Consider the following 26,399-nt stretch of genomic DNA (forward strand, 5'->3'; position numbering starts at 1 on the left):
AATTGTTTAAGTCTCTAGATTTCAGTTTCTAGCGACTAGGAACTCGTAGCTAGTTTCTTTTTTATAAACATCGAATCACCGTAAGAGAAGAAGCGATACTTGTTCTCCACCGCGTGCTTATAAGCGTTCATTGTATTCTCGTAACCTGCGAACGCACTGACCAACATAATCAGTGTCGACTCTGGCAGGTGGAAGTTAGTAATTAAACAATCAACTAACTGATATTGGTAACCTGGATAAATAAAAATCTCAGTATCACCGAAGAAAGGAACCAGTTCAGTACCATTCTTAAGTGCATCTTGCGCGGCGCTTTCTAGTGAACGAACCGATGTCGTACCTACCGCAATAATTCGACCACCACGAGCTTTAGCTGCATTGATCGCATCAACCACTTCTTGCGGTACTTCAACGTACTCCGCATGCATGTGGTGATCATGAATATCATCAACTTTCACTGGCTGGAATGTACCTGCGCCCACATGGAGAGTCACGTAAGCAAACTCCGCACCTTTCGCTTTGATTCTATCCAGCAATGGTTGATCGAAATGCAGACCCGCCGTTGGCGCGGCTACAGCCCCCGGTTTTTGGTTATAAACCGTCTGGTAACGCTCTTTGTCAGAGTCTTCATCTGGGCGATCGATATAAGGAGGAAGAGGCATATGACCAATCTCTTCCAATACCGCTAGAACATTTTGCTCTGAATTGAACTTCAACTCAAACAACGCATCATGACGCGCGACCATCTGCGCTGAAAACTCATCATTCTCACCAACAAAAATAGTACTTCCCGGCTTCGGTGACTTTGAACAACGCACATGAGCCAGAATGCTTTTCTCATCGATAACCCGTTCAACCAACACCTCAAGCTTGCCACCTGATTCTTTGCGGCCAAACATGCGCGCAGGAATCACTCGAGTGTTGTTGAAAACCACTAAATCACCAGGTAGTACTTGCTCCAGTACATCGGTAAATGTGCCATCAACAAGCTCACCCGTATTACCATCCATTTGTAGTAAACGGCTCGCAGTGCGTTCTGGCTGAGGATAACGAGCAATAAGCTCATCCGGTAAGTCAAAATGGAAATCTGATACTTGCATGTTACTAATCTTTTGTCGTGGGTTCTTTATGTGAGTCGAACTGATTCTGTCACAAACAGACGACGAGTTTTTCGCAGCCGAATAGTATATTCCGCATCAGAGCAATATCAAGAAAAGAGATGTGAATTATTGTAATCATTTACGTAATTACAGCTTCTGAGAGTGTTATTTTCGTGCTGAGTTATTCAATAATTGATTTACCACAAAAAAAGCAAGGTTATGACAATAAAGCGCGATTAGCTCTCATACTCACAGCGAGAAAATTACTATATTTATAAGGTAAAGAACAACTTCAGGAGGCAGCCATGATTAAAGTAGAAGACATGATGACGCGTAGTCCCCATACGCTTCTTCGCTCACATAATCTTGCTGATGCTAAAAACATGATGGAAGCACTTGATATTCGTCATATCCCCATCATAGACGCAGACAGAAAACTACTCGGAGTCATCTCTCAACGTGACGTGCTCGCCGCTCAAGAATCGAGCTTGCAACAGATTCCAGAAAATCAGTCATTCACTCTTAACACACCACTTTACGAAGTCATGAAAACCGGTGTGATGACCGTTGCGCCACAAGCGGGATTAAAAGAGAGCGCTATCTACATGCAAAAACACAAAGTGGGCTGTTTACCCGTGGTAGAAAAGGGTCAACTAGTCGGAATTATCACCGACAGTGACTTTGTCGCTATCGCAATTAACTTACTTGAATTACAAGAAGAAGTTGAACCTGAAGAGATGGAATAATTACCTCCCTTACCCTGCTACCAACGCTAAGAGTCAATCCTGCTCTTAGCGTTAACGGCCATCCTATGAAAGTACACCTAGTCTTATCAACCACAAAGTGTAGGCTCTCTATCGCGACAAAGATATTTTATAAATCAATTGATTAACAAAATATCTTTGACACAAGCTCACAGTGCCACTCTGTTTGTCAGCAGGTTACCTCTTTGCCCATTATAATTTAGTTACAATACTAAAATAATGACGAACAACGTCCGTTTCACCTACAAATTCGCCAATCTAATGGGGATATTGGTATGAGTCTAAAGAAACTGTTAACCCTTGGTTTTGGGGTCATCATGGGACTAATTTTGGTCATTTCCGTTGTAGCTTCACTGCGTTTTTATCAATCCAGTGATGGCTTCAACACTTATCGAACACTCGCCTTAACCAGTGTTGCAACAGGTAGAATCCAAGCCAATATCTTAGAAGCCCGTTTAGCAGCGCTGAAATATATCAAAAGCCATAGTCAAGAAAATATCGCAGAAGTCGACTCGCGTATCACGACAGCAAATAGACTCATTGAAGATATCCTTAGTACCGGTATAGACAGTAAAAATAAATCTGACTTTGTCACCATCGAAAATCAATTGAAGCAATACAAACAAGGATTTACTCAAGTAACTCAATTGATGAACCAACGGAATCAACTCGTCAAAGACAACTTGGAACCAGCCGGTCTAAATATGCGAGTAGCGGTTTCTAACATTATGAATCAAGCCACACAAGAAGATGATTTAGAGGTTGCAGTAAGCGCAGGGACATTACAGCAACATTTGCTGCTGGCACGACTCTACGGGTCTAAGTTTTTAACCAGTAACGCCCAAGGCGATGCTGAGCGAGTAGGTAAAGAATTTGAGATGGTCGCAACTCTGGCCGATACAGTCGAGTCACAACTGATGTCAGCTGAGCAGATTTCGCACCTAAACGCTTTTCGTCAATCATTCGCTCAATATCAAACCACTTTTTCTCAAGTGGTACAAACCATCAATAATCGAAACCAAATTATTTCAGGAACTCTAGATGTTCTTGGCGCTTCCGCTGCTCAAACCATCGAAGAGATTAAACTAACAACCAAAGAAAAGCAGGATACCGTTGGCCCAGAAATGGTCGAACGTTTTTCTAACGCTCAGTTCATCATCGTGGCACTTTCTACTATCGTTATTCTCAGTGCCTTAGCGATTGCTTTTGGTATCTATCGCAGTGTACTGAAAGTCGTCGGCGGGGAACCAAGTCAGATTGAAGAAATTGTCGCAGAGGTCGCCTCAGGAAACCTTTCTAACCATATAAAAACCTCCGGTCAAGAGACGGGTATCTACGCCAATATTTTGCAAATGCGCAATGAACTTCGCCGGATCATCGAAGGCTTTCATCAAATCTCCGACAGCGTATCCTCTTCGTCGATGTCTCTTACTGGCATCATGAAACAAACCGAACACAACGCACAACAAGAGCTAAGCCAAGTTGAACAAATTGCTACCGCTATCAATGAGCTTTCAAGTACGGCATCTGAAGTCAGTCAAAATGCGGCAAATGCAGAAAACGCAGCCAACGATGCTACTAACAATGTTGTTGAAGGCGGAAGATTATTGGATTCATCAGACGAAGTATCGCGCAAAGTGGATTCGTCTATTGAAGAGACATCAAAAATCGTTAATCAATTGCAAGAGTACTCGGTTGAAATAGGAACCGTGGTAGAGGTCATTAACTCCATTTCAGAGCAAACCAACTTGCTGGCGCTCAATGCTGCAATTGAAGCGGCTCGCGCAGGTGAGCAAGGTCGGGGGTTTGCTGTTGTTGCTGATGAAGTTCGATCTCTAGCGGCAAAAACTCAGCAATCAACCGTTGATATTCAAGACATTATTTCTCGATTGCAAGCCCAGGCAAAAGACGCGAATCATTATATGCAGTCCAACCTGACTCTTGCGGAAGATTCTCGTAAGTTCAGTGGGCAACTGCGTGATGCGTTTTCGGCCATTACTGAATCTGTCTCTCTGATTTCAGATATGAACACTCATGTTGCGACGGCATCGGAAGAGCAATCTGGTGTGACACAAGATATCTCACAAAACGTATCCCATGCTTTCGATTTGGTTAATAAAAATGCAGCTGGTATTGAGGAGAGTAAACGAGCCAGTGACGAGCTGTCGAAATTAGCGACAAAACAAAAAGATCTGTTGAGCTTCTTTAAACTTTAGCTAAAAAAAGAGCGGTCTGCACCGCTCAAAAGCATGTCAAAGTTTATGCCTAAACAGAATATCTATACCCAAAGGCTAGTGAGTCAAAGCCTGCATTTCTGACTCACTAGGCTGGGTATTAATGGCTAAGGGATTAAAATTGGTCTTCTTCTGTTGAACCTGTCAATGCTGTTACAGAAGAATTACCACCTTGAATTGTGTTGGTCATCTTATCGAAGTAGCCTGTACCCACTTCTTGTTGGTGAGCCACGAATGTGTAGCCTTTCTCAGCAGCTTGGAACTCTGGACGCTGTACTTTCTCAACGTAGTGACGCATGCCTTCGCCTTTCGCGTAGTCGTGAGCAAGTTCGAACATGTTGAACCACATGTTGTGAATACCTGCCAGCGTAATGAACTGGTACTTGTAGCCCATGTCAGAAAGCTCTTGCTGGAATTTCGCAATGGTTTCTGCATCTAGGTTCTTCTCCCAGTTGAACGATGGAGAACAGTTGTACGCAAGTAGCTGCTCTGGGTACTCAGCATGAATCGCTTCTGCGAACTTACGCGCTTCTTCTAGACATGGCGTTGCTGTTTCACACCAAATTAAGTCTGCGTATGGCGCGTAAGCTAGACCACGAGAAATCGCTTGGTCAATCCCTGCACGTACACGGTAGAAACCTTCCTGAGTACGCTCACCAACGATAAAGTCTTTGTCGTATGAATCACAGTCAGACGTTAGTAGGTCAGCAGCGTTCGCATCTGTACGAGCGATAACGAGTGTTGTTGTACCAGCAACGTCTGCCGCTAGACGAGCCGCAACCAGTTTTTGAACCGCTTCTTGAGTAGGAACAAGAACTTTACCGCCCATGTGACCACATTTCTTAACAGAAGCAAGTTGGTCTTCAAAGTGAACACCCGCAGCGCCCGCTTCGATCATCGACTTCATCAGTTCGTATGCGTTTAATACGCCACCAAAGCCCGCTTCTGCGTCAGCAACGATTGGTAGGAAGTAATCAACAGCACCTTCATCGGCTGGTGATTTACCGTTAGACCATTGGATTTGGTCCGCACGACGGAATGAGTTGTTAATACGCTTAACGACTGATGGTACAGAGTCTACTGGGTATAGCGATTGGTCTGGGTACATTGTTGATGCAGTGTTGTTGTCTGCAGCAACCTGCCAGCCTGAAAGGTAAATCGCTTCAATACCTGCTTTCGCTTGCTGAACGGCTTGACCGCCAGTCAGTGCGCCCAGACAGTTTACGTAACCCTTCTTAGCATCACCGTTCACCAGTGACCATAGTTTGTCAGCACCACGCTGAGCGATGGTATTTGCAGGTACCATTGAGCCACGTAGTTCAACAACCTCTTCAGCAGTGTAAGGACGTTTTACGTTTTTCCAGCGTGGATTGGTTGCCCAATCTTTTTCTAGAGCTTCAATTTGTTGGCGGCGAGTTAAGTTAGTCATCGGTCTATCCCTCTATTGATGAGCGCTTCTTATGTTGAGTTAACGGGCGCTGTGTTTTCCTTTTTCTTTGGCAGTACATCCATCTCTGCCTTAGAACATTCACGTTATTGTTGTGGAGTTTGTTTCTAATCCAGGTAGTCGTAACCTGGAATGGTTAAGAAATTGGTTAGTTGGTCACTGGTCGTGAGCTCAGTCATCAAGTCCGCAGCTTCTTCGAAGCGACCCGCTTGGTAACGCTCCTCACCCACTTCTTGTTTAACAACGTCAATCTCTTCACTCAGATACTGTTTGAACAGCTCGTTGGTGACGGTTTGCCCGTTGTCCAGCGATTTACCATGTTGAATCCATTGCCAAATCGAAGCACGCGAGATTTCTGCGGTCGCGGCATCTTCCATCAATCCGTAGATAGGCACACAACCGTTACCTGAGATCCACGCTTCGATGTACTGCAAAGCAACACGAATGTTATGGCGCATACCTTGTTCTGTGATGTCACCTTCACACGGTGCAAGAAGGTCTGCCGCTGTCACTGGTGCATCTTGTTCACGAGATACATTGAGCTGATTTGTTCTTGGTCCCAATGCTTGGTCAAATACAGCCAATGCCGTGTCAGCTAATCCAGGGTGTGCAACCCAAGTACCGTCATGACCATTGTTGGCTTCCAGTGATTTGTCGTTATAGACCTTATCCAGCACTTGCTGATTAGTTTGTGGGTCTTTCGCTGGGATAAAGGCGGCCATACCTCCCATAGCGAAAGCACCACGTTTATGACAAGTACGGACAAGTAAACGGGAGTAAGCGTTTAGGAACGGCTTGTCCATTGTCACTACCTGACGGTCAGGAAGAACGCGGTCTGGGTGTTTTTTCAGTGTTTTGATGTAGCTGAAGATGTAGTCCCAGCGACCGCAGTTAAGACCAACGATATGTTCTTTTAGTGAAAATAGAATTTCATCCATCTCGAACACAGCGGGTAACGTCTCGATCAGTACGGTAGCCTTGATCGTTCCAGTGTCGAGACCGAAGTATTCTTCCGTAAAGTGGAACACTTCACTCCACCATTTTGCTTCCGTGTGAGACTGAAGCTTTGGAATGTAAAAATAAGGGCCGCTGCCTTTTCTCAACAGACTGGTATAGTTGTTGTAAAAGTAAAGCGCAAAGTCAAACAGGGCCCCAGGGATAATCTGACCGTTGAAAGTAACGTGCTTTTCTTTGAGATGTAGTCCACGTACACGGCAGATAAGAACCGCAGGATCGTCTTCCAACTGGTAGAGCTTGCCATTAACTGGATTGGTGTAGCTAATATCACCATTTACCGCATCACGTAAGTTGACTTGGCCATCAAGCACTTTGTCCCACGCTGGAGCTAATGAGTCTTCAAAGTCAGCCATAAACACTTTTACGTTCGCGTTTAGAGCGTTTATCACCATTTTTCGGTCTGTAGGACCTGTGATTTCAACGCGGCGGTCTTGAAGATCTTTAGGGATCCCTTGGATTTTCCAGCTTCCTTCTCTGATATCTTGCGTATCTGTTAGGAAATCCGGCAGTTCACCAGCGTCAATGCGTGCCTGCTTCTCCTCACGAGCAGCGAGCAGTTCATCAACTCGACCAGCGAACTTTTCACACAGTAGAGATAAGAAGGTTTGGGCTTCAACAGGGAAAATCGCCTGATGCTCTGGTGAAAGGGTACCAGCGACATCAAGCATGCCTTCTTTTAGTAGGGTTTCTTGGGCTTCTACTGTTGTTTTATCTCTTTCTGGTGTGTTGGCAAGCATAATTTCTTCCTTAATATCCTGCTGTATATGAAACCGTCACTGGTTAGCCGCACTTATCTGACACTGCGAACACTTCTGCCGAGCTCGTCACTGTCATTGCCAGCCCACCTCTGTATCGGGTCATTTCGATTCACGAACGCCCCAATTACATTTGTAACTATCAAACAACAATCAAACTTCCTAACTGATCATTCTCTGAAGAGGTTTCTTGTTCTGTTGGCTGTTAGATTGAATCAGTAAAACATTCATTTCAATCTAGACATAAGTCTTACTGAGCCTTTATTTAACCTATACTAAACATGACTAGAGTAAAAGTACTAAAGTAAACAAAACGTTAAATTTGAAGTTTTATTCCGCACGCACAAAAGTGGTGTTCGCACTCACAAAAACGTAACCAGTTACGTAATTTAATTACAGTGAAATTAACGATGTAAAATCGTTTCAAACGCGCGTTTAATTCTATGCAGTGGGGATAAATCCTTTTTATCACTAGAGGTGAAGGGAATATGCAATCGGATTATCAAACAATGGAAAATCGTAGGCTTGTAAAATTCACACTGTGAAATTTCACAATTTAATGAAAGCTTCATCAAAATTTACTTGTAAAATTTTACAAGATAAAGTTTACCGACAGGATAAAATGCTAAAAAGCACACCAAAACCAGTGTGCTTTTTGATAGGAAATCGATTTCTTCAACTAATACTTATCGCTAAAGTAGCTCTGACACTACATCCGCTAATTGTTTAAAAGTATTTACCCGGGATGAACTTGGTCGCCAAACCAGACCTATATCACGATGAGCTTGCTGCCCGGGGGCATCAATCACAACTAAGTTCTGGTTATCTATCAAACCATGATCAATCGCCATTTGAGGTATAAAGGTCGTTCCCATCCCATTGGCAACCATCTGTACCAAGGTATGCAAACTTGTGGCGGAGAAAGGGTTAATCTTCTCTTTGTCTGTTAACTGACAGGCAGAAACCGCGTGCTCGGTTAAACAATGCTCTTTCTCTAAAAGAAAGACAAACTCATTGGGTAAGTCCGCATACTTAATTGGCGTTTGAATCGCATCAGCTTGATTGCGACTAATGATCATACGGAATGGATCACTCCCCACAATGCGGCTTTCCATACCTAATATGTCGACTGGCAAAGCTAAAATCAGCACATCCAATTCTCCATGGCGCAACGCCTCGAGCAAATTGGTCGTCGTATCTTCTCTTAATAACAGATTCAGTTGAGGAAAGCGGCGATTCACCTCCTGAACCAAATCACACAATAAGAAGGGAGCGATAGTAGGGATGCAACCAAGGCGCAGTTGCCCTTCCATTTCTCCACCTTGGCACAAACGCCCAAGTTCAACGAGATCTTGTCCTTTTGCCAATAACTCTCGCCCCTGCTGCACCACTTGTTCGCCAGCCAAGGTAAAAACCAAAGGGCTTTTCTTGTCTTTCTTTTCGTATAAAGGGCAACCAATCAGCTCTTCGAGATTCTGGATACCTTTACTTAAGGTAGATTGACTGACAAAGCACTTTTCAGCGGCATCGCTAAAATGACGTGTTTCGTGCAAGGTAATTAGATAGTGTAACTGTTTGAGACTGGGCCACTTATTCATAGATTTATCTATAACTTCCGACTGGATATTGACCAAGTTAATAAAATCAAACTTATCGCTTTTTTCGATTAACTTAATCTATTTAATTCGCTTTTTTACATACTACAATGTGTACTATAGTTTGTCCCGTACAAACACGGACCAAAGCGGAACAGACGTTTTGCATTGGAACTAACCAAATATTTTAGGAGCAAAAAAATGGTACTAGTAGGTCGTCAAGCCCCAGATTTTACTGCTGCAGCTGTTCTAGGTAACGGTGAAATCGTTGATAACTTCAACTTTGCAGAGTTCACCAAAGGTAAGAAAGCAGTTGTTTTCTTCTACCCACTAGATTTCACTTTCGTTTGCCCATCAGAGCTAATCGCTTTTGACAACCGTTTTGAAGATTTCAAAGCTAAAGGCGTTGAAGTTATCGGTGTTTCTATCGATTCTCAATTCTCTCACAACGCATGGCGTAACACTGCGATCGAAAACGGCGGTATCGGTCAAGTAAAATACCCTCTAATTGCTGACGTTAAGCACGAAATCTGTAAAGCTTACGACGTTGAGCACCCAGAAGCAGGTGTTGCGTTCCGTGGTTCTTTCCTAATCGACGAAGACGGTCTTGTACGTCACCAAGTTGTTAACGACCTACCTCTAGGCCGTAACATCGATGAAATGCTACGCATGGTTGACGCACTAAACTTCCACCAAAAACACGGTGAAGTATGTCCTGCACAGTGGGAAGAAGGTAAAGCAGGTATGGACGCATCTCCTAAGGGTGTTGCAGCGTTCCTATCTGAGCACGCAGACGACCTAAGCAAGTAATTGCTTACTATACCCAAGCTCAACGGGTATATGGTTGGTAAGTATATAAAAGCACATAGCGCATAAGCGCAACGCCAATCAGTTCTAAGTAAAGTCTTAATCAAAGCCCGAAGCATTGCTTCGGGCTTTTTTATTTCACTACCAAAGTCGAAATATTGATAAAAAGACAACATATCGCTAAAGAGACAAAAAATATCGTCTTACAGACTTTCTCGGATTCAGCCCTTTAAAGTCTGCATTGCTCTCTTTATGATGAATTTAACTTAATTTGAGACTGAGCATCATTGCTCTTTCTGGATGAATATAAACATGGAGATTTAAAATGGCTTACTTTTCTCTAGCCTTTGGTACAGCAACTAAAAACCGCGATGGAAAAATCATTGAAGCATTTTTTCCAAACCCAGTTCTAAACCCATCAGATGCACTGGTTGAAGCCGTTGCTAAAGTTGCAGGTTATGAGCAAGGTAACCAAGCTATCGAAATCTCTGCAGCTCAAAGTGCTGAGTTAGTTAGTGCCTTTGAAGCAAACGGAGATACAGCGAATGCTTCTTTCGCTGCAAAAGCGGCAGAGTCTTCTCAACCTCTGGTTGTTGTGGTTCTAGCAACAGATGAGAAACCTGAGTCCGTTGCTGAAGGTTTCCTTAAACTGCAACTTATCTCTAACCGCCTAGTTCAACCACACGGTACTGTCCTAGATGGTATCTTCGGTCTGCTGCATAACATTGCATGGACTAACGAAGGTCCAATCGACTTGCCTGAGCTGGCTGACCGTCAAATTGAAGCGCGTCTTGCTGGCCGCTCACTGTCTGTTGACTGTGTCGACAAATTTCCAAAAATGGTCGATTACGTTGTTCCAGCTGGTATTCGTATTGCTGATACATCTCGCGTGCGCCTTGGTGCTCATGTGGGTGAAGGCACCACAGTTATGCACGAAGGTTTCATCAACTTCAACGCTGGTACTACAGGCGTGAGCATGGTTGAAGGTCGTATCTCTGCGGGTGTTGTTGTCGGCAATGGCTCTGACATCGGTGGTGGCGCTTCTATCATGGGTACACTATCGGGCGGCGGTACAGTAGTGGTATCAATTGGTGAAAACTCACTACTAGGTGCGAATGCGGGTCTTGGTTTCCCTCTAGGCGATCGTTGTACTGTTGAATCTGGTCTATATGTGACGGCAGGTTCTAAAGTACGCATGTTAGATTCATCTGGCCAAGAAGTTGAAGTAGTGAAAGCTCGCGATCTCGCTGGTGTATCTGATCTACTGTTCCGTCGCAACTCAGTGACAGGCCAAATCGAATGTCTTGCGAACAAGTCTGCGGTAGAGCTGAACTCAGAGCTACACAGCAACAACTAAGCCAAGGCGAGTTGATAAAGCCGAGCTTCAATGCTCGGCTTTTTTGTTTTCACCTGATGACCTTTCTGCTCGTTTTATCGCGCTGCGGACGCTCGCTAATGCAATCACTTTGTGAAAAGGAACAATCACCAGTAGATAACCGTAGCCTATCCAGGTGTGGGTATTGACCAAAGTCGATAAGGTAAACTGACCTTCCCCGCTTTTGAGTACCGACAAGCTCACCTGCATGTGCCTGTCCTGCGTAGTGCAGATTATTTCCTCATCTGATAGCCACTCGACCTGATGAAGTCCGTCCGATGTCCCTTGCTCCAACAGTTCTACGCTCAGAACCTCTGGCTCAGACGAAACGGCAAAGCCTAACGGCCGTACAAGCCGGTTTCTTAACGCCATCATAGCGGTAACAGCAGCTGGTAACTGACCAAATATATTCACATACACTTGCGCTGGGCTCAGGTTCGGATCGTCAAGTGAAAAGCTCAGGCTGTCGCTAAAGCTTCTTTTGCTTAGGCGACCACTGAGTTGGCTATGGGCAGGCACTCCTCCACAAACCACCTTACTCATATCAGCTCCTTGATCATCTGTTTTAGTGCACTTCGTACTTCTTTACCGCCAATAACGGCTAAAAAGGCCAATGCGCCGGGAATCAAGATCACCATAAGCAACGGCCGTAACAAGTAAGAGAAACAAAAAAGCCCGGGGATAAATACCAGCCAACGACATAATTGAATGATGGGAGTTCGAATTATACTTTCCATAGCAGACCTTAACATTCACAAAAATAAATGAGCACGCTCAATTTTATAAATGAGCACGCTCAGTTTGTCAAATTATCTGCCAAAGCGTATGATTCACAGGTAAGGTTTAAAGCTGAGATAATGATGAGTAAACGAGAGCAAACAAGACAAAAAATTCTCACCGCAGCATGGCAACTATTTGAAAAGCAAGGTTATCAAGAAACATCCACTCGTCAGATAGCTCGGCATGCAGGGGTGGCTGACGGCACAGTATTTAGTCACTTTGACACCAAACTCGCTATTCTGCGTGAAGGAATGTTGAGCCAACTCGCAGAGCTTTCACAACAAACATTAAGCTCTCCTTCTCAGGATGCTCTTGAACTAGGCATGCAGTTTGCGCGAACTTACTACGGCTATTACTTTGCGAATATCAATCTCAGTCGAGCATTACTTAAAGAAGTAATCTGGGACATGGGTTACTACCAATCTTTCAATCTGTCTCTGTTCGAGACCACCATCCTTCCCGCTTCAGTGATCAATAAAATGCCAGTGATCCTAGATTGTTACTTCATGACTCTAATCAGTCACTTAAGCAAAGAGGTGCCTGATATGGAGCTTGCGCTGGAAGAGCTTGAGTACAAATATCGAGTGTTACTGGGCGAGTCTTAACAATCCATAATCGGCTTTCGAACGAACAGTTTTTTCCGTTTCGCAGCGAGATACTTCACCTCGACTCGCTGTTTCGGATAACATTTCATTGACATTTTTATGCTCAAACACTCATTTTTAGTGCTCGTTTATTTTCGAATTCGCCTATTTATGCAAAATTACTCTGCGTAAATAGGGAATACACCAATCTGCTGCTGCCACACATCGAACTCGCTCAAACGATAAGCAAGCCAAGATTAGCTAAAATAGTAATAATAAGACAAAAGGATTCTTACCATGACTGAGCAAAAGTACATTGTTGCCCTAGACCAAGGCACAACAAGCTCTCGCGCGGTGATACTGGACCACGATGCCAATATTGTTAGCATCTCTCAACGTGAGTTCACCCAAATTTACCCTCAGTCTGGGTGGGTCGAGCACGATCCTCTTGAAATTTGGGCGACACAAAGTTCAACTCTCATCGAAACTCTCGCCAAGTCAGGAATCAGTAGCGACCAGCTTGCGGCCATTGGTATCACCAACCAACGTGAAACCACCATTGTATGGAACAAAGAAACTGGCAAACCTGTCTACAACGCCATTGTGTGGCAATGTCGTCGCACTGCGGAAATTTGTGAAGAGCTCAAAGCACGTGGCCTAGAAGAGTATGTCCGCGAAAACACCGGATTAGTACTCGACCCATACTTTTCCGGCACTAAGATTAAGTGGATTCTGGATAATGTCGAAGGCGCACGTGAAGACGCAGAAGCAGGCAAATTGTTGTTTGGTACTGTCGATACTTGGCTGGTATGGAAAATGACCCAAGGCCGAGTACACGTCACAGACTATACCAATGCTTCTCGCACCATGCTCTTCAATATCAATAACTTAAGCTGGGATCAAAAACTGCTCGACGAACTAGGAATCCCAGCCTCAATGATGCCTGAAGTGAAGCGTTCTTCGGAAGTTTACGGTCAGACCAACATCGGTGGTAAAGGCGGTACTCGTATTCCTATCGCAGGTATTGCCGGAGACCAACAAGCTGCGCTTTACGGTCAAATGTGTGTTGAGGCTGGACAAGCTAAAAACACCTATGGCACAGGTTGCTTCTTACTTATGAACACCGGCCAAGAGAAAGTGACATCAACTCACGGTCTTTTAACCACGCTAGCCTGTGGTCCAAATGGCGAGCCTGCCTATGCACTAGAAGGCGCGGTATTTATGGGAGGCGCTTCAATTCAATGGCTACGCGATGAGATGAAGCTACTCGCAGATGCCAAAGACTCAGAGTACTTTGCGACCAAAGTTGACTCTTCCAACGGTGTTTACGTTGTACCTGCCTTTACTGGCCTTGGTGCTCCTTATTGGGATGCTTGGGCGCGTGGGACCATTGTCGGTCTAACGCGTGGCGTCAGCTCAAACCACATTATCCGAGCCACGCTTGAAGGTATTGCCTACCAAACTCGCGACGTTTTGGATGCAATGCAAGCGGACTCCAACATTAACTTGGCTAGCTTAAGAGTCGACGGTGGAGCGGTGGCAAACAATTTCTTAATGCAGTTCCAATCTGATGTTCTAGATACAGAAGTTCACCGCCCTAAAGTCACGGAAGTTACCGCCTTAGGTGCAGCCTACCTAGCAGGTCTTGCCGTTGGGTACTGGAATAGTATTGATGAGCTGAAAGACAAAGCCGAGCTCGATCGCACCTTCCTACCTCATCATGATGAAGAAAAACGTAATCGCCGCTACAAGGGATGGAAGCGCGCCGTTAAGTGTGCGCAGGTTTGGGCAGAAATGCATAACGAGGAAGATTAAAGTCACAAACTCCTATTCAAGAGCGCCGATTATGGCGCTCTTTTTGCGTTATATCCCCTATTCCTTACATCGTTCTCTTCTCACAATGCGCTAATTCGAGCACAATAACGCGAGTTATTATTTTCGAAAATCAGTGTAATGAGCATATTGGCTCAATGCACAGGGAGCTGCCCGTGAAACAAATTCCAAGACATCAGCAAATAATTGCGTTGGTTCAAAAGCAAGGCTATGTCAGCACCGATGAGCTGGTAGAGAAATTTAATGTCAGTCCACAGACCATCAGACGCGATCTCAACGAACTTGCCGATGACAATAAAATTCGCCGTTACCATGGTGGTGCAACCATTCCACTGAGTTCAGAAAACACCTCGTACACCGCGCGCAAGAGCATGAATTTCAACGAGAAGGATGTTATTGCAGAAGAAGTGGTTAAACACATTCCCGATGGGGCGACCTTGTTTATTGATATTGGTACCACTCCAGAGGCCATTGCACGAGCACTAAACAAAAATCACAAGCAACTACGTGTGGTTACTAACAATATTAATGTCGCAACCATCTTGCTGCAAAACCCAGAGTTTAAAGTCATCCTTGCTGGTGGAGAAGTACGCAACCGTGATGGCGGTATCGTCGGTGAAGCCACTCTTGATTTCGTGAAACAGTTCCGACTTGATTTCGGCATCTTGGGGATTAGCGGTATCGACTATGACGGTTCACTGCTTGACTTCGACTACCATGAGGTTCGTGTAAAGCAAGCCATTATCGAGAATAGCCGGAGTGTTTTTCTTGCTGTTGATCACTCTAAATTTGGCCGTAATGCGATGGTCAAGCTGGGCAATATCTCTCAACTCCATATGCTGTTTACTGACAAACAACCGCCAAAAGAAATACTGTCTATCCTCAAAGAACACTCAATTCCGCTTGAAGTAATTAACGACAGTAAATAGTCACAGTAATTTCAATCAAATTTAACCTTCAAGAAACCTTTATTCCCTAATAAAGGTTTTTTTGTGCACAAATCACACAAACGAGCGCAAACGAAAATAAACAATGATCTAAAACGAAAGCTGCGTTAGGATTCTTTTATGGTCAAAAATGCTCGTTCGCTCAACAAAAGGTTAAATTCATGAGTATTTCAGCTAATGCTGCACAATCAGACAAAACGTTAGACATAATCATAGTTGGTGGTGGCATTAATGGTGCAGGCATCGCTGCTGATGCTGCTGGCCGAGGCTTATCTGTCGGTTTATATGAAGCCCAAGACTTCGCCTCTGCAACCTCATCTGCCAGCTCAAAACTCATTCACGGTGGGTTGCGCTATCTCGAACACTATGAGTTTCGCTTAGTTTCGGAAGCGCTCGCTGAACGTGAGGTGCTGCTGAAAAAAGCGCCACATATCGCGCAACCAATGCGCTTTCGACTCCCACACCGCCCTTTCTTACGTCCAGCATGGATGATTCGCTGCGGTTTATTCCTCTACGACAACCTAGGCAAAAGAACGACGCTGCCGGCAAGTGAAAGCATCGACTTGGCTCAATCTGGCTTACTCAAGCCGGAAATGAAAAAAGGCTTCGAGTACTCTGATTGTTGGGTAGATGATGCGCGATTAGTATTGCTAAACGTGTTGGCTGCAAAAGAAAATAATGCTGAAATTCGTAACTACTGCCATGTAGAAGGCGCAATACGCGAAGGCGATATCTGGCGCGTGACCATTCGCGATGTCATGACAGGAGAAACCTTTGAGCGTAAATCGAAAGCGCTAGTGAACGCCGCAGGGCCTTGGGTCAAGCAGTTCTTTGATCAAGGGTTAGAAAACCTTTCACCACGTAATATACGTCTAATCAAAGGATCTCATATTGTGATTCCTCGCATTCACGATGAGCCACAAGCATATATCCTGCAAAACAAAGATCATCGAATCGTGTTTATGATCCCTTATTTGGATCAGTTTTCGATAATAGGTACGACCGATGTTGAATATAAAGGAGATCCAAGAGAAGTGGCGATCTCAGATCAAGAGGTGGATTATCTGATCGATATCGTCAATCAGCACTTTGTCCAGCAACTTTCACGTGAGGATGTCATCTGGAGTTATAGTGGCGTGCGACCTCTTTGTGATGATGAATCTGACTCTCCACAAGCCATCACCCGAGACTACACTCTGGAACTTGAATCTGAGTACGATCAAGCTCCTCTGCTATCAATTTTTGGCGGAAAATTAACCACATACCGTAAACTTGGTGAAGCGGCATTGGCAAAGCTCGCCCCATATTTACCTAATATGGGGACACCATGGACAGCCAACCACGCCCTGCCAGGTGGTAACTTTAGTTGCACCAGAGAACAACTGGCTGCAACGATCCATGCTCAGTACCCTTGGCTATCACAAGCGTTGCTACTGCGCTATGTCACTCAGTTTGGTACTTATACGTGGAAGCTACTTCAAGGGGTAACAAGTATTGAAGGTATGGGTGTCCCGTTCTCTGACTCTGCGCAAGGCGTTTATCAGCAAGAAATTGATTATCTAATTGAACATGAAATGGCTCTCACAGCCGATGATCTGCTGTGGCGTCGAACCAAACTTGGTCTCTACCTCAATCAGGACGAGATTGAAGCTGTCACCAAGTACATTTCAGGGAAACAACCTCAGCAGGTGATCAGCCTGTCTGAAGCTGGCTAACCATCTCAGTAAGGCAATTTATCATTAAAAGGCTTGGTTACGACACCAAGCCTTTTTAGCTCTAATCGAAACTGGCGTTCAACCAGGATGACCATCGACCCTTGGGGTGACTAGCATTTTTCCAAACAGACCGACATACATGACAAAAGCGAATATCCACAACGCTGCACTGATGTTTAGCGCAGAAATCAGATACTGAGGGAAGAACGCCACCCCTATCCCACGTACAATTGCAGCCAATACCAAAGCACCGAAGGCTAGGTTCATATTTGGACCTTGGTAAATCGCACGACCAGTATGCCCCATTGTCACGCGAGCGATCATCGCCAAAATCACACCGCCAATGGCCCCAATCGCAAATAAATGCAACATGTTGTGGCTGGCAAATGGATTATCCAGCAAACCACGTAATAGCAAGCTCACTGGGATGCACAGGTAAGTAGCATGCAGTGACCAAACCAAAGGTTCGCTCAAAGTAAGCCACGGTTTCCAGCGTATGATTCGGATCAGATGCGCCACACCGGCTAACAACATCAATGGTTGACCAAGTTGAGCAAAGGTCATCGGGAAAAAACTTAATATAAATAAGCCGATCAGAGGTAGGTTTGCTAACCAGTCCAACCAGACTATTGGCTGAGGTTTTTCAAAGTTAAAACGACGAGCGGTAAAAAATGGGATAACACGGCTGCCCATAACAGAGAGCAGCAAAGTAAACCACCAAAGCATCGCCTGCCACACCGCTGAAGCAGGAAATGGCGGCATACCTTTTACCGCCGCATAACTGGCAAAATTAGCCACGATAGCCATCAAAAATAACGGAATAAAAAACAGATTACGCCACCCTTTCGCTTTGACGACTCGGCTGCCGACTTCGTAGGCGACAAAAGCTAAAAACAAGGCTTCAAGGCTAGAAACCAGCCAAAGCGGCGTTGGAGTCCATAGCAACAATCGCGGCAACAACCACAGTGCCACTATCGCAGCTAAACGGTGATGCTTTGTACCATTAATTCCCGTCCAGTTCTGAACCGCGGTTAAGACAAATCCAGCCACAATCGCCATGGCAAAACCAAACAACATCTCATGAACGTGCCACCATAGTGCAGGCACTTGAAGCATCGCGGGTTGTCCGCTTTGGAACATCCAAACCCATAAGCCAATAGCAATAACCGCGTAGATGGATCCTAATAGGAAGAAAGGTCTAAAACCTAAACGTAAAACGGCTGGGATCGCTTCTTCTACTTTTTTATCAGTAATATTGAGCACTAAGTGACTCCTAAAAGTTATAAAAAACTGAAATCTTCCTAGGCTATCGCAAGAAATGTTCCAACCCTTGTAACTCTTTTACCTCAAAGGGTTAGTGATATTAACAAGCCAAAAAAGAAGTCAAATTAACCCAATTTGAAAATGTCAAAAAGACACGATAGATATGATATGAACGACTTTCAATTCTCAGTGAAACTGGTTAGGTTAACGAATACTCCTATTTCACATCCAAGATGAGGTGACAACAGTGGCAAACTATATCTTCGGTTATGGCAGTCTGATGAATTCCGCATCACGCCAATTAACAGGGCAAACTTCGGCGGCAACCACCGCAACCGTAGAGGGGTTTAAACGCTATTGGGGCAAAGTGGATGAGAGTTATACGCTCTCACCCTTGGTGGTCGATAAAGGACACGGGTACGTTAATGGTGTTTTACTCGAAGTAAGTCAATGCGGTCTTAAAGAATTCGATATTCGTGAACGAGGCTACCATCGCGTTCAAGTCCAAGTGAATCAAGTTGAGTCACAGTTGCCACTTAGCGACAACGATCAAGTTTGGGTTTACATCAAAGACAATCCTGAGCCACCTTGTACACTCAGTCCAATAATGCAAACTTATGTGGATACTGTTCTCGTTGGGTGTCTAGAAATATCGGAACAGTTTGCCAAACAGTTTATTAAGCAAACGATAGGCTGGCATTTTCCGCTCGAAAATGATCGCCATGAACCAAAATATGGCAACCTAGCAGGAGTAAAACCAGAGCACCACAAGCAAATTGATGCTCTGGTGGCTGAAGTAAGAGCCTGAAAACCCTCAGCCAAAAAGAGATAAGTTAAATGGAGCACCAAGCCTTCGAGCTTGGTGTCTACCTTTAGACAATACGAATACCAGCTGGCATCGAACGCTCAGGAGTCAGCAGTACACTTTCCGATTCATCATCTGTTTCTGCACACAGCAGCATGCACTCTGATGTTTCACCGCGCATCTTGGCTTTTTCCAGATTGCACAGCACAACCACCTCTTTCCCCATCAGCTGTTGTTCTGTGTAATAAGGCACAAGGCTGGTCACAGTTTGTAGTGTTTTATCACCAACATCAATTTGCACAATGTATAGCTTATCCGCGTTCTCATGGCGGACAACCTCAATGATTTTTCCTGTACGAATTTCCAATTTAGCGAAATCTGAATAAGCGACTTTTTCCATGTTAAGATACCGGTAAAATTTTACTAAAAGACAACGTTTACACTATCAGCAATCACTTATATTGCAAGTGGTAAAGATCTCAATTTAAAAATGTATTCATAACAGTATTTGCCTTATTTACATCAACAAGGTTAAATAACTCCATTCGTATTTTTCGAGGTCAAATATGGCAACCATAAAAGATGTCGCCAAGGAAGCTGGCGTATCGATTGCTACAGTATCCAGAGTGATCAATAAGTCTCCTAAAGCGAGCAAAGCATCGATAGAATCGGTCTCAAAAGCGATGGCAAAACTAGGCTACCGACCCAATGCCGCCGCCAAAGCACTTGTTAGCCAGAGCAGCAATACCGTTGGCGTATTGGTTGGTGATGTGTCCGATCCCTTTTTCGGAGCCCTCGTCAAAGCAGTGGACAATGTCGCTCACGAACATGGTAAACATATACTGATCGGAAATGGTTACCATGATGCTGAAGAAGAACGCAAAGCGATTGAACTGCTTATCAACAATCGCTGTGAGGCTCTGGTCATCCACTCAAAAGGCTTATCTGATCAAGAGCTCATCGGCTACGCGAAAGAAGTCAAAGGTCTGGTGCTCATAAACCGATTTATTGAAGAAATTGCGGAACGCTGCATCGCACTCGATAACTTCAAAGGGGCTTATCTAGCGACTGAATACCTGATCCGTCATGGACACACTAAAATTGCTTGTGTAGCGTCAGCTCACGAAATAGAAGACTCTTCGCAACGAGTTGCAGGGTATCTCGCAGCGCTAAAAGACAACAATATTGAACTGCCTAGCAGCTATATCGAACGTGGTGAGCCAAACAACGATGGCGGTGAAGTTGCTATGACCACCTTACTCACCAAATCACTCGATATCACTGGTGTGGTCGCCTATAACGATTACATGGCTGCGGGAGCACTGTCTGTACTCGATGAAAATGGCATCAAAGTGCCAGATCAAATCTCTATGATGGGATTCGATGACGGTCTGATTGCTCGTTACATCAGCCCTCGATTGACGACGATTCGTTACCCTATCGCTATGATGGCAGAGCGCGCTGCGCGACTAGCATTAAATCTCGCCAAACAAGAAGCAACTAACAACGAAGCCATCATGTTTACACCAACGTTAGTACGTCGTAACTCGGTTGCAAAAATTGCCAAGTAGCCAATAAGCGTAACGGTATTTAGGGGGCTCAAACTAGAGCCCTCTTTTGATACAGGTAGTTACGCGACACCATGACCTTTCGATGCAACCCAGATGCGGTACCACTGTTCATGTGTCAACTCCAGCTGTAATGCACCGACCGCTGTCTTCACGCGCTGGATGTTACCGCTACCAATGATAGGAACTGGGCGCGCAGGCATTCTCATCACCCAAGCAAAAATGACTTGGTCAATACAGTCGGCTCCAATTTCTTGGCCAACTTCAGATAATGTGTCACGTAGACGGCATGCCTGTTCACTGCTATCGCTAAATATTCGACCACCAGCAAGACATGACCAAGCCATCGGCTGAACTCGCTGCTTTTGTAACTGCTCCAGCGTACCATCTTCCGTCACTTGTAAGTTCACCGGATTAATTTCAATCTGATTGGTGATAAGTGGTACATCAAGGCGAGATTGAAGTAACGCGAACTGAGCTGGGGTAAAGTTAGACACACCAAAATGCTTTACTTTACCAGCACTGTTTAACTGTGCGAACGCTTCGGCGGCTTCATCGGCATCCATCAGCAGATCTGGACGGTGCAATAGCAAGACGTCGAGATGATCGGTATTCAAACGGCGAAGAGATTGTTCAGTCGATTCGATAATCGCAGCCTTGCTACTGTTGTAGTGATTGACCTGCTTGCCTTCACCACGGTAAATACCACATTTTGAAACGATCTGAATCTGGTCACGCAAGCGACTATCGAGTGCCAGCACCTGACCAAACATTTTCTCACATGCAGAGTCTGGTCCATACACTGGAGCATGATCAACCGTGGTGATACCCAACTCAAGATGTTGCTGTACAAACGCATGCTGTTGCTGAGTATTCATACCCCACTCTGCCATGCGCCAGTAACCTTGGATCATCGGTGAAAAAACCGGGTGTGACTTGTTCATATTTGTCCCCTGAAAGATGCAATTTATCAGCGATACTTGCGCTGTTCTGGATTCAGTATACTGCCAGCCAGCAGGACGATTAAGACCATAAAGACGAAAAGATAATTCGGTATAACGCACAATTAACTTACTTTAATTTTCTATATTGAACGATATAATCAACAACAGATTTCGAATTATAGGTTTGTGTTGATGCATAAAATGCACAAGCGTTTCGAGCGCTACGCACTATTTGGCGAGGTAGCCAAACAACTTAGCTTTTCTAAAGCCGCAGATAATCTCGGCATTTCGAGGAGCTATCTCTCATCGCAAATACTCCAGCTAGAGCAGGAGCTAGAAACCAGCTTATTAATCCGCTCTACGCGCAGTGTTCGCTTAACAGCCGCAGGGGAAAAGATTCTAGCAAAAATGCAAGGTATCAATGCGTCAATCCTTGAGTTAGAAAAGGAACTCGATCACACCAAGAGTACCGTCGGCGGACTGCTACGAATTACCGCCCCCACCATTTTCAGCCACCGCTTTCTGATCGAGATTTGCCATCAATTTCAACTGCTGCACCCTGACATCGAATTTGACTTAGACATTGGCTATACCAGAGAAGACCTCACCAAAAGCAACTTCGACCTAGCCATCCGTGCGACCAATACCCCACCAGAGAATATGGTGGCGAAAAAACTGATGCCGTACCAACACATTTGCTGCGCCTCACCAGACTATTTGGCTCAAAACGGCATCCCGACTCATCCGCAAGATCTCACTAAACACAACTGTTTATCTGATCCAAATCTACGTAAATGGCAATTTTCCACAAACGATAATCAGATGATTGAAGTGGCAACAGATGGCGATATGCTCATCAACGATAACCTTCTACTGCTTGATGCGGCGTTGAAAGGCAAAGGGGTGATCAAGATGCCCTGTTATTTAGTCAAGCCCGCGCTGGATAGCGGCAAACTGTTGCAAGTCTTACCTGACTATGTAATGACTCAAAGCAACATCTACCTGATCTTCCCTCCTCAGCTTCGTCGTAGCACCAAGCTGTCAGCCTTCATCGATTTTGTCCAACATTGGTTTGAGGAACACTAAGGCATGTTGTCCATCACTCTCAACAGTTTCGTCCACCGAGTTGCTGACAAAACAGCGGTGATCAAGTGTGCCAACCAGCATGGTTGTCAGTTAAAGCGAATTCGACGTTCAAGGCATTGGCAGTTGAGCGGCCACGAACAGCAATTGCGCTCATTGATAGAGACTCTAAAAGATGAGGATCAACAGTGGATAGTTGCAGCGATTGGCAAATCCTTGCCCGAACCTGACGTCGATTTGTCTCAAATACTGCTCAGCAATCCCACCATGACCGTTAGTCAACTCGTGCAAGAAACAGGTTGCTCGATGAGTGAAGCTCGCGTTGCAATTGACCAGCATGAAGGATTCTAAACGGCGTAGCTGACGCTTCCTTAAATTATAAAAAGCCAGTCGTGTGACTGGCTTTTTCTATCTGGCGATTATCGCGAGCGGGAAAATTGGAATGTCGTTTGATAACGATATTCCTCTCCCGGACGTAGAATGACACCTGACTGCGGCCATTGTGGGTGATTGGGCGAGTCCGGCAAAAACTGCGTTTCTAGGGCTAATCCCGCATAATCTGCATACTCTTTTCCCGCTCTCGCTGGCGTACCCGCTAACCAATTGCCGCAATAGAGTTGCATCGCGGGTTTGTCAGTTATCACCGAAAGAGACACTTGCTGATCCTGACTGGTCAACGTCACTACAGGCACACTGGTATCACGTTGTGGATCAAACCAGTAGCTGTGATCATATCCCTTAGCGGCTTGTTGTTGCTCATCCGCTAATAAGTCTTGAGCGACACTTTTGACTCTGCGGAAATCAAAACCAGTACCTTGGACACTGACCAAATCGTCAAGTGGGATACCATTCTCATTCGTCGGCAAGTAGTAATCCGCTTCGATTTGCAGTTGATGTGAACGGGCATCCAACTCACTCTCTGTACCATTGAGATTAAAATAAGCATGATTGGTCAAATTTATCGGCGTCGCTTTGTCACAATGAGCGATGTATTCAATATCGAATCGTCCATCATCATGGAGCTGATAGCGCAGTTGAACATCAAGATTCCCAGGGAAACCTTGATCCCCATCGGCTGAACTCAAACCAAAAATAATGGTATTGGTTTGCTGTTCGACCACTTGCCAGCGCCGCTTATCAAAACCCGAGATGCCACCATGCAAGCAGTTACCAGCCTGGTTCACAGACAACTGATATGACTGCCCATCAAGCGTAAAAAGCCCATTGGCAATGCGGTTCGCATAGCGGCCAACCGTTACCCCCATGTAACTAGGCTGACGCTCAAAGTCTGCCATGGTCCCTACACCTAACAAAACTTCGCGCAGCTCACCACACGCCAAAGGCAAACGACAACTGAGCCATGTTGCTCCGATGTCCATCAACACAATGCGAACCCCACTCACATTGGTTAATTCAAATAACTGGGCGGGCTGACCGTCATAGGCAAGCTGCTCAGTCATGGTGCGAAAGAGAGAATTTTCCATCAACAGTCCTTAGCACATTTCAATCAGGCCGGCGCCATCTTTGGCCTGACAAACGTAGATAGACTCTTTTAATCCGGTTGCGACTTGATATTGCTCAGCAACAGCTGCTTTGACTGGCTCGACAAGTTCAGGCGGCATTACTGCAACAATACAACCACCAAAGCCGCCCCCCGTCATACGTACACCGCCTTGCTCGCCGATAACCTCTTTAACAATATCCACTAAGGTGTCAATCTCTTTGACGGTAATTTCAAAATCGTCACGCATAGAAATGTGCGATTGTGCCATTAACTGCCCCATACGCTTGAGATCGTTTGCACGCAATGCTTGAGCGGCTGCAAGTGTTCGGTCATTTTCGGTGATTACGTGACGAGCACGCTTAGCGACCACTTCATCAAGCTGATCTGCTTTCGCTTCAAATTCAGTCATAGTGACATCACGTAACGCTTTGACACCAAAGAGACTGGCCGCTTGCTCGCATTGTTGACGGCGAGTGTTGTACTCACTGTCCACCAGACCGCGTTGTTTATTGGAGTTGATGATCACGACGGACATATCAGCAGGCATAGAGACAGATTCGGTTTCCAAGCTTCGACAATCTAGCAACATTGCATGATTTTCTTTGCCTTCAGCGGAAATCATCTGATCCATAATGCCGCAATTACAGCCAACAAATTCGTTTTCTGCCTGTTGACCATTGAGCGCAATCTCCGCCTGAGAAATCTCTAGCTGATAAAGCACTTTAAAAGTTTGACCTATCACGACTTCTAGCGCAGCAGAAGAACTCAAGCCCGCGCCTTGCGGTACGTTACCACTCACAGAAATATCTGCACCGCCAAACTCATAGCCTCGGGCGAGCAAGCACTTGACCACACCGCGGATGTAGTTGGCCCACATTTTATCCTTAACAAAAGTGATCTCTTGGCTGATATCAAACTCATCGATTTGGTTTTCGTAGTCAACGGCAACAACTCGCACAATACTATCGTTACGTTTCGCCGCAGCAACGACCGTTTGATAGTCGATCGCACATGGCAATACAAAACCATCGTTGTAGTCGGTGTGTTCACCAATAAGATTGACGCGCCCTGGAGCCTGAATGATATGGCTCGCTGCGTAGCCAAGTACTTGGCTAAATGATGCTTTCACACTGTTGATTAGTTCTGACATAAAGCCCTCTAGAATTCTGTTAAATTTTTCATGCCAGCGCTTGCACTGCATTGCTGGCTAAAATGGTTGGTTACTTCTGCTCTTTGTAATGAACATCACTCAAGTCACGAAGACGTTGCGCAGCTTGTTCTGCGGTGAGATCACGTTGGCTTTCGGCCAACATTTCGTAACCAACCATAAATTTTCGTACTGTGGCACTGCGCAAAAGTGGTGGATAGAACAGTGCATGAAGCTGCCAATGTTCAATATCCGTCCCCTGTTCAAAGAAGGGGGCATAATGCCAGCCCATTGAGTAAGGGAATGAACATTGGAACAAGTTGTCATAACGGCTGGTCAACTTCTTGATCGCCACGGCAAGATCATCGCGTTGTTCGTCAGTCAATTCACTCATACGGCGAATATGCGTTTTAGGCAGTAACAGTGTTTCAAATGGCCATGCCGCCCAATATGGCACCAAAGCTACCCAATGCTCGGTTTCCACCACAACTCGTGAACCGTCTTTCAATTCAGCATTCACATAGTCCACCAGCAAATTGCTGCCGTGTTGTTGGTAGTAGGCTTTAAGATTCTGCTCTTTACGTTCGATTTCATTCGGTAGGAAACTGTTCGCCCAAATCTGACCGTGCGGGTGAGGCTGAGAACAGCCCATGGTTTCCCCCTTATTTTCGAATGCCTGAACCCAGATGTAGTGCTCACCTAACTCTTCGATCTGACGGTTCCAAGTATCTATCACACCGCGGATCTGAGTCACAGAGAGTTCTGGCAAGGTTTTGCTGTGATCAGGAGAAAAACAGATAACTCGACTCAGCCCTCGAACGCCTTGTGTCTTGAACAATGGATTGTCTGATTCAGGTGCATCTGGTGAATCTGGCATTAATGCAGCAAAGTCATTACTAAACACATAAGTGCCCTGATAATCTGGGTTTACATCACCCGAAATACGTTGGTTTGTTGGACATAGAAAACAATCTGCTTGATATTCAGGTAGTTCATCTACAGCCGCTTTCTCATCAGCGCCACTCCAAGGTCGCTTGGCTCGATGTGGCGATACAAGAATCCACTGCCCAGTTAATGGGTTGAATCGGCGGTGTGGATGATCCACAGGGTTAAACTCAATCTTCGACATCGTACT

At 45.2% G+C, this 26,399-nt stretch carries 23 protein-coding genes; 12 read left to right on the forward strand and 11 right to left on the reverse strand.

All coding sequences use genetic code 11. From position 1 onward, the window contains the following. Positions 1 to 35 precede the first annotated feature (35 nt). On the reverse strand, positions 36 to 1,097 hold the full coding sequence (queA, locus tag ACQEXR_RS03150) for a tRNA preQ1(34) S-adenosylmethionine ribosyltransferase-isomerase QueA (protein ID WP_331416506.1): 1,062 nt from the start codon (positions 1,095 to 1,097) through the stop codon (positions 36 to 38). Positions 1,098 to 1,402: 305 nt separating this feature from the next. Here queA and ACQEXR_RS03155 point away from each other — a divergent pair, with 305 nt between their 5' ends. After that, a complete protein-coding gene (locus ACQEXR_RS03155) occupies positions 1,403 to 1,843 on the forward strand; it encodes a CBS domain-containing protein (protein WP_331416505.1) in 441 nt (146 codons plus the stop codon). Between the two features lie 293 nt (positions 1,844 to 2,136). Next, complete coding sequence (locus ACQEXR_RS03160) at positions 2,137 to 4,077, forward strand: HAMP domain-containing methyl-accepting chemotaxis protein (protein WP_427019728.1); 1,941 nt, start codon at positions 2,137 to 2,139, stop codon at positions 4,075 to 4,077. Between the two features lie 133 nt (positions 4,078 to 4,210). Here ACQEXR_RS03160 and aceA read toward each other — a convergent pair whose 3' ends face one another. The 3 genes from aceA to ACQEXR_RS03175 form a co-directional block, all read right to left on the reverse strand. Continuing rightward, positions 4,211 to 5,524 (reverse strand): isocitrate lyase, encoded by a 1,314-nt coding sequence (gene aceA / locus ACQEXR_RS03165; protein WP_138970451.1) that lies wholly within the window; start codon positions 5,522 to 5,524, stop codon positions 4,211 to 4,213. Positions 5,525 to 5,649: 125 nt separating this feature from the next. Beyond that, on the reverse strand, positions 5,650 to 7,296 hold the full coding sequence (gene aceB, locus ACQEXR_RS03170; RefSeq protein WP_331426681.1) for a malate synthase A: 1,647 nt from the start codon (positions 7,294 to 7,296) through the stop codon (positions 5,650 to 5,652). Between the two features lie 710 nt (positions 7,297 to 8,006). Beyond that, complete coding sequence (locus ACQEXR_RS03175; RefSeq protein WP_427019729.1) at positions 8,007 to 8,912, reverse strand: hydrogen peroxide-inducible genes activator; 906 nt, start codon at positions 8,910 to 8,912, stop codon at positions 8,007 to 8,009. 198 nt (positions 8,913 to 9,110) lie between these two features. Between ACQEXR_RS03175 and ACQEXR_RS03180 the strand changes: the two genes are divergently transcribed. Continuing rightward, positions 9,111 to 9,719 carry a peroxiredoxin C gene (locus ACQEXR_RS03180; protein ID WP_269377677.1) on the forward strand — a complete coding sequence of 203 codons (609 nt, stop codon included), beginning with the start codon at positions 9,111 to 9,113 and terminating at the stop codon, positions 9,717 to 9,719. Positions 9,720 to 10,041: 322 nt separating this feature from the next. After that, a complete protein-coding gene (dapD, locus tag ACQEXR_RS03185; protein ID WP_138970447.1) occupies positions 10,042 to 11,073 on the forward strand; it encodes a 2,3,4,5-tetrahydropyridine-2,6-dicarboxylate N-succinyltransferase in 1,032 nt (343 codons plus the stop codon). Between the two features lie 27 nt (positions 11,074 to 11,100). On the opposite strand, the gene ACQEXR_RS03190 is transcribed toward dapD, so the two are convergent. Next, complete coding sequence (locus ACQEXR_RS03190; RefSeq protein ID WP_427019730.1) at positions 11,101 to 11,634, reverse strand: DUF2867 domain-containing protein; 534 nt, start codon at positions 11,632 to 11,634, stop codon at positions 11,101 to 11,103. Between the two features lie 317 nt (positions 11,635 to 11,951). Between ACQEXR_RS03190 and ACQEXR_RS03195 the strand changes: the two genes are divergently transcribed. The 4 genes from ACQEXR_RS03195 (at position 11,952) to glpD (ending at position 16,950) form a co-directional block, all read left to right on the forward strand. Further along, positions 11,952 to 12,476 carry a TetR/AcrR family transcriptional regulator gene (locus tag ACQEXR_RS03195; RefSeq protein ID WP_426951065.1) on the forward strand — a complete coding sequence of 175 codons (525 nt, stop codon included), beginning with the start codon at positions 11,952 to 11,954 and terminating at the stop codon, positions 12,474 to 12,476. A gap of 276 nt (positions 12,477 to 12,752) precedes the next feature. Then, entirely contained in the window at positions 12,753 to 14,270 is a 1,518-nt protein-coding gene (gene glpK, locus ACQEXR_RS03200; protein WP_138970446.1) for a glycerol kinase GlpK, read from the forward strand. A 173-nt stretch (positions 14,271 to 14,443) separates the two neighbouring features. After that, the gene (locus ACQEXR_RS03205) at positions 14,444 to 15,217 is read left to right on the forward strand and encodes a DeoR/GlpR family transcriptional regulator (protein ID WP_426950987.1); all 774 of its coding nucleotides are present in this window, start codon (positions 14,444 to 14,446) and stop codon (positions 15,215 to 15,217) included. A gap of 179 nt (positions 15,218 to 15,396) precedes the next feature. Beyond that, the gene (gene glpD / locus ACQEXR_RS03210; RefSeq protein ID WP_331416501.1) at positions 15,397 to 16,950 is read left to right on the forward strand and encodes a glycerol-3-phosphate dehydrogenase; all 1,554 of its coding nucleotides are present in this window, start codon (positions 15,397 to 15,399) and stop codon (positions 16,948 to 16,950) included. A gap of 78 nt (positions 16,951 to 17,028) precedes the next feature. Here the strand turns inward: glpD and ACQEXR_RS03215 are convergent, their stop codons facing one another. Beyond that, positions 17,029 to 18,213 (reverse strand): NnrS family protein, encoded by a 1,185-nt coding sequence (locus ACQEXR_RS03215; protein WP_427019731.1) that lies wholly within the window; start codon positions 18,211 to 18,213, stop codon positions 17,029 to 17,031. 247 nt (positions 18,214 to 18,460) lie between these two features. Between ACQEXR_RS03215 and ACQEXR_RS03220 the strand changes: the two genes are divergently transcribed. Then, a complete protein-coding gene (locus tag ACQEXR_RS03220) occupies positions 18,461 to 19,021 on the forward strand; it encodes a gamma-glutamylcyclotransferase family protein (RefSeq protein ID WP_427019732.1) in 561 nt (186 codons plus the stop codon). A gap of 64 nt (positions 19,022 to 19,085) precedes the next feature. On the opposite strand, the gene ACQEXR_RS03225 is transcribed toward ACQEXR_RS03220, so the two are convergent. After that, positions 19,086 to 19,418 carry a tRNA-binding protein gene (locus ACQEXR_RS03225; protein ID WP_138970441.1) on the reverse strand — a complete coding sequence of 111 codons (333 nt, stop codon included), beginning with the start codon at positions 19,416 to 19,418 and terminating at the stop codon, positions 19,086 to 19,088. A gap of 166 nt (positions 19,419 to 19,584) precedes the next feature. Between ACQEXR_RS03225 and ACQEXR_RS03230 the strand changes: the two genes are divergently transcribed. Continuing rightward, a complete protein-coding gene (locus ACQEXR_RS03230) occupies positions 19,585 to 20,589 on the forward strand; it encodes a substrate-binding domain-containing protein (RefSeq protein WP_138970440.1) in 1,005 nt (334 codons plus the stop codon). Between the two features lie 59 nt (positions 20,590 to 20,648). Here ACQEXR_RS03230 and ACQEXR_RS03235 read toward each other — a convergent pair whose 3' ends face one another. Continuing rightward, entirely contained in the window at positions 20,649 to 21,530 is an 882-nt protein-coding gene (locus ACQEXR_RS03235; RefSeq protein WP_331416497.1) for an aldo/keto reductase, read from the reverse strand. Between the two features lie 192 nt (positions 21,531 to 21,722). Between ACQEXR_RS03235 and ACQEXR_RS03240 the strand changes: the two genes are divergently transcribed. Further along, on the forward strand, positions 21,723 to 22,616 hold the full coding sequence (locus ACQEXR_RS03240; protein ID WP_427019733.1) for a LysR substrate-binding domain-containing protein: 894 nt from the start codon (positions 21,723 to 21,725) through the stop codon (positions 22,614 to 22,616). 3 nt (positions 22,617 to 22,619) lie between these two features. Continuing rightward, positions 22,620 to 22,964 (forward strand): ribosome recycling factor family protein, encoded by a 345-nt coding sequence (locus tag ACQEXR_RS03245; protein WP_427019734.1) that lies wholly within the window; start codon positions 22,620 to 22,622, stop codon positions 22,962 to 22,964. Positions 22,965 to 23,032: 68 nt separating this feature from the next. On the opposite strand, the gene galM is transcribed toward ACQEXR_RS03245, so the two are convergent. The 3 genes from galM to ACQEXR_RS03260 all read right to left on the reverse strand — a co-directional run bounded on the left by galM (position 23,033) and on the right by ACQEXR_RS03260 (position 26,393). Beyond that, positions 23,033 to 24,097 carry a galactose-1-epimerase gene (gene galM, locus ACQEXR_RS03250; protein WP_427019735.1) on the reverse strand — a complete coding sequence of 355 codons (1,065 nt, stop codon included), beginning with the start codon at positions 24,095 to 24,097 and terminating at the stop codon, positions 23,033 to 23,035. A gap of 9 nt (positions 24,098 to 24,106) precedes the next feature. Continuing rightward, a complete protein-coding gene (galK, locus tag ACQEXR_RS03255; protein WP_427019736.1) occupies positions 24,107 to 25,267 on the reverse strand; it encodes a galactokinase in 1,161 nt (386 codons plus the stop codon). 70 nt (positions 25,268 to 25,337) lie between these two features. Beyond that, on the reverse strand, positions 25,338 to 26,393 hold the full coding sequence (locus ACQEXR_RS03260; RefSeq protein ID WP_331416493.1) for a UDP-glucose--hexose-1-phosphate uridylyltransferase: 1,056 nt from the start codon (positions 26,391 to 26,393) through the stop codon (positions 25,338 to 25,340). Positions 26,394 to 26,399: the final 6 nt, after the last annotated feature.

The organism is Vibrio sp. TRT 2004 (genome assembly GCF_050113735.1).
Lineage (GTDB): Bacteria > Pseudomonadota > Gammaproteobacteria > Enterobacterales > Vibrionaceae > Vibrio.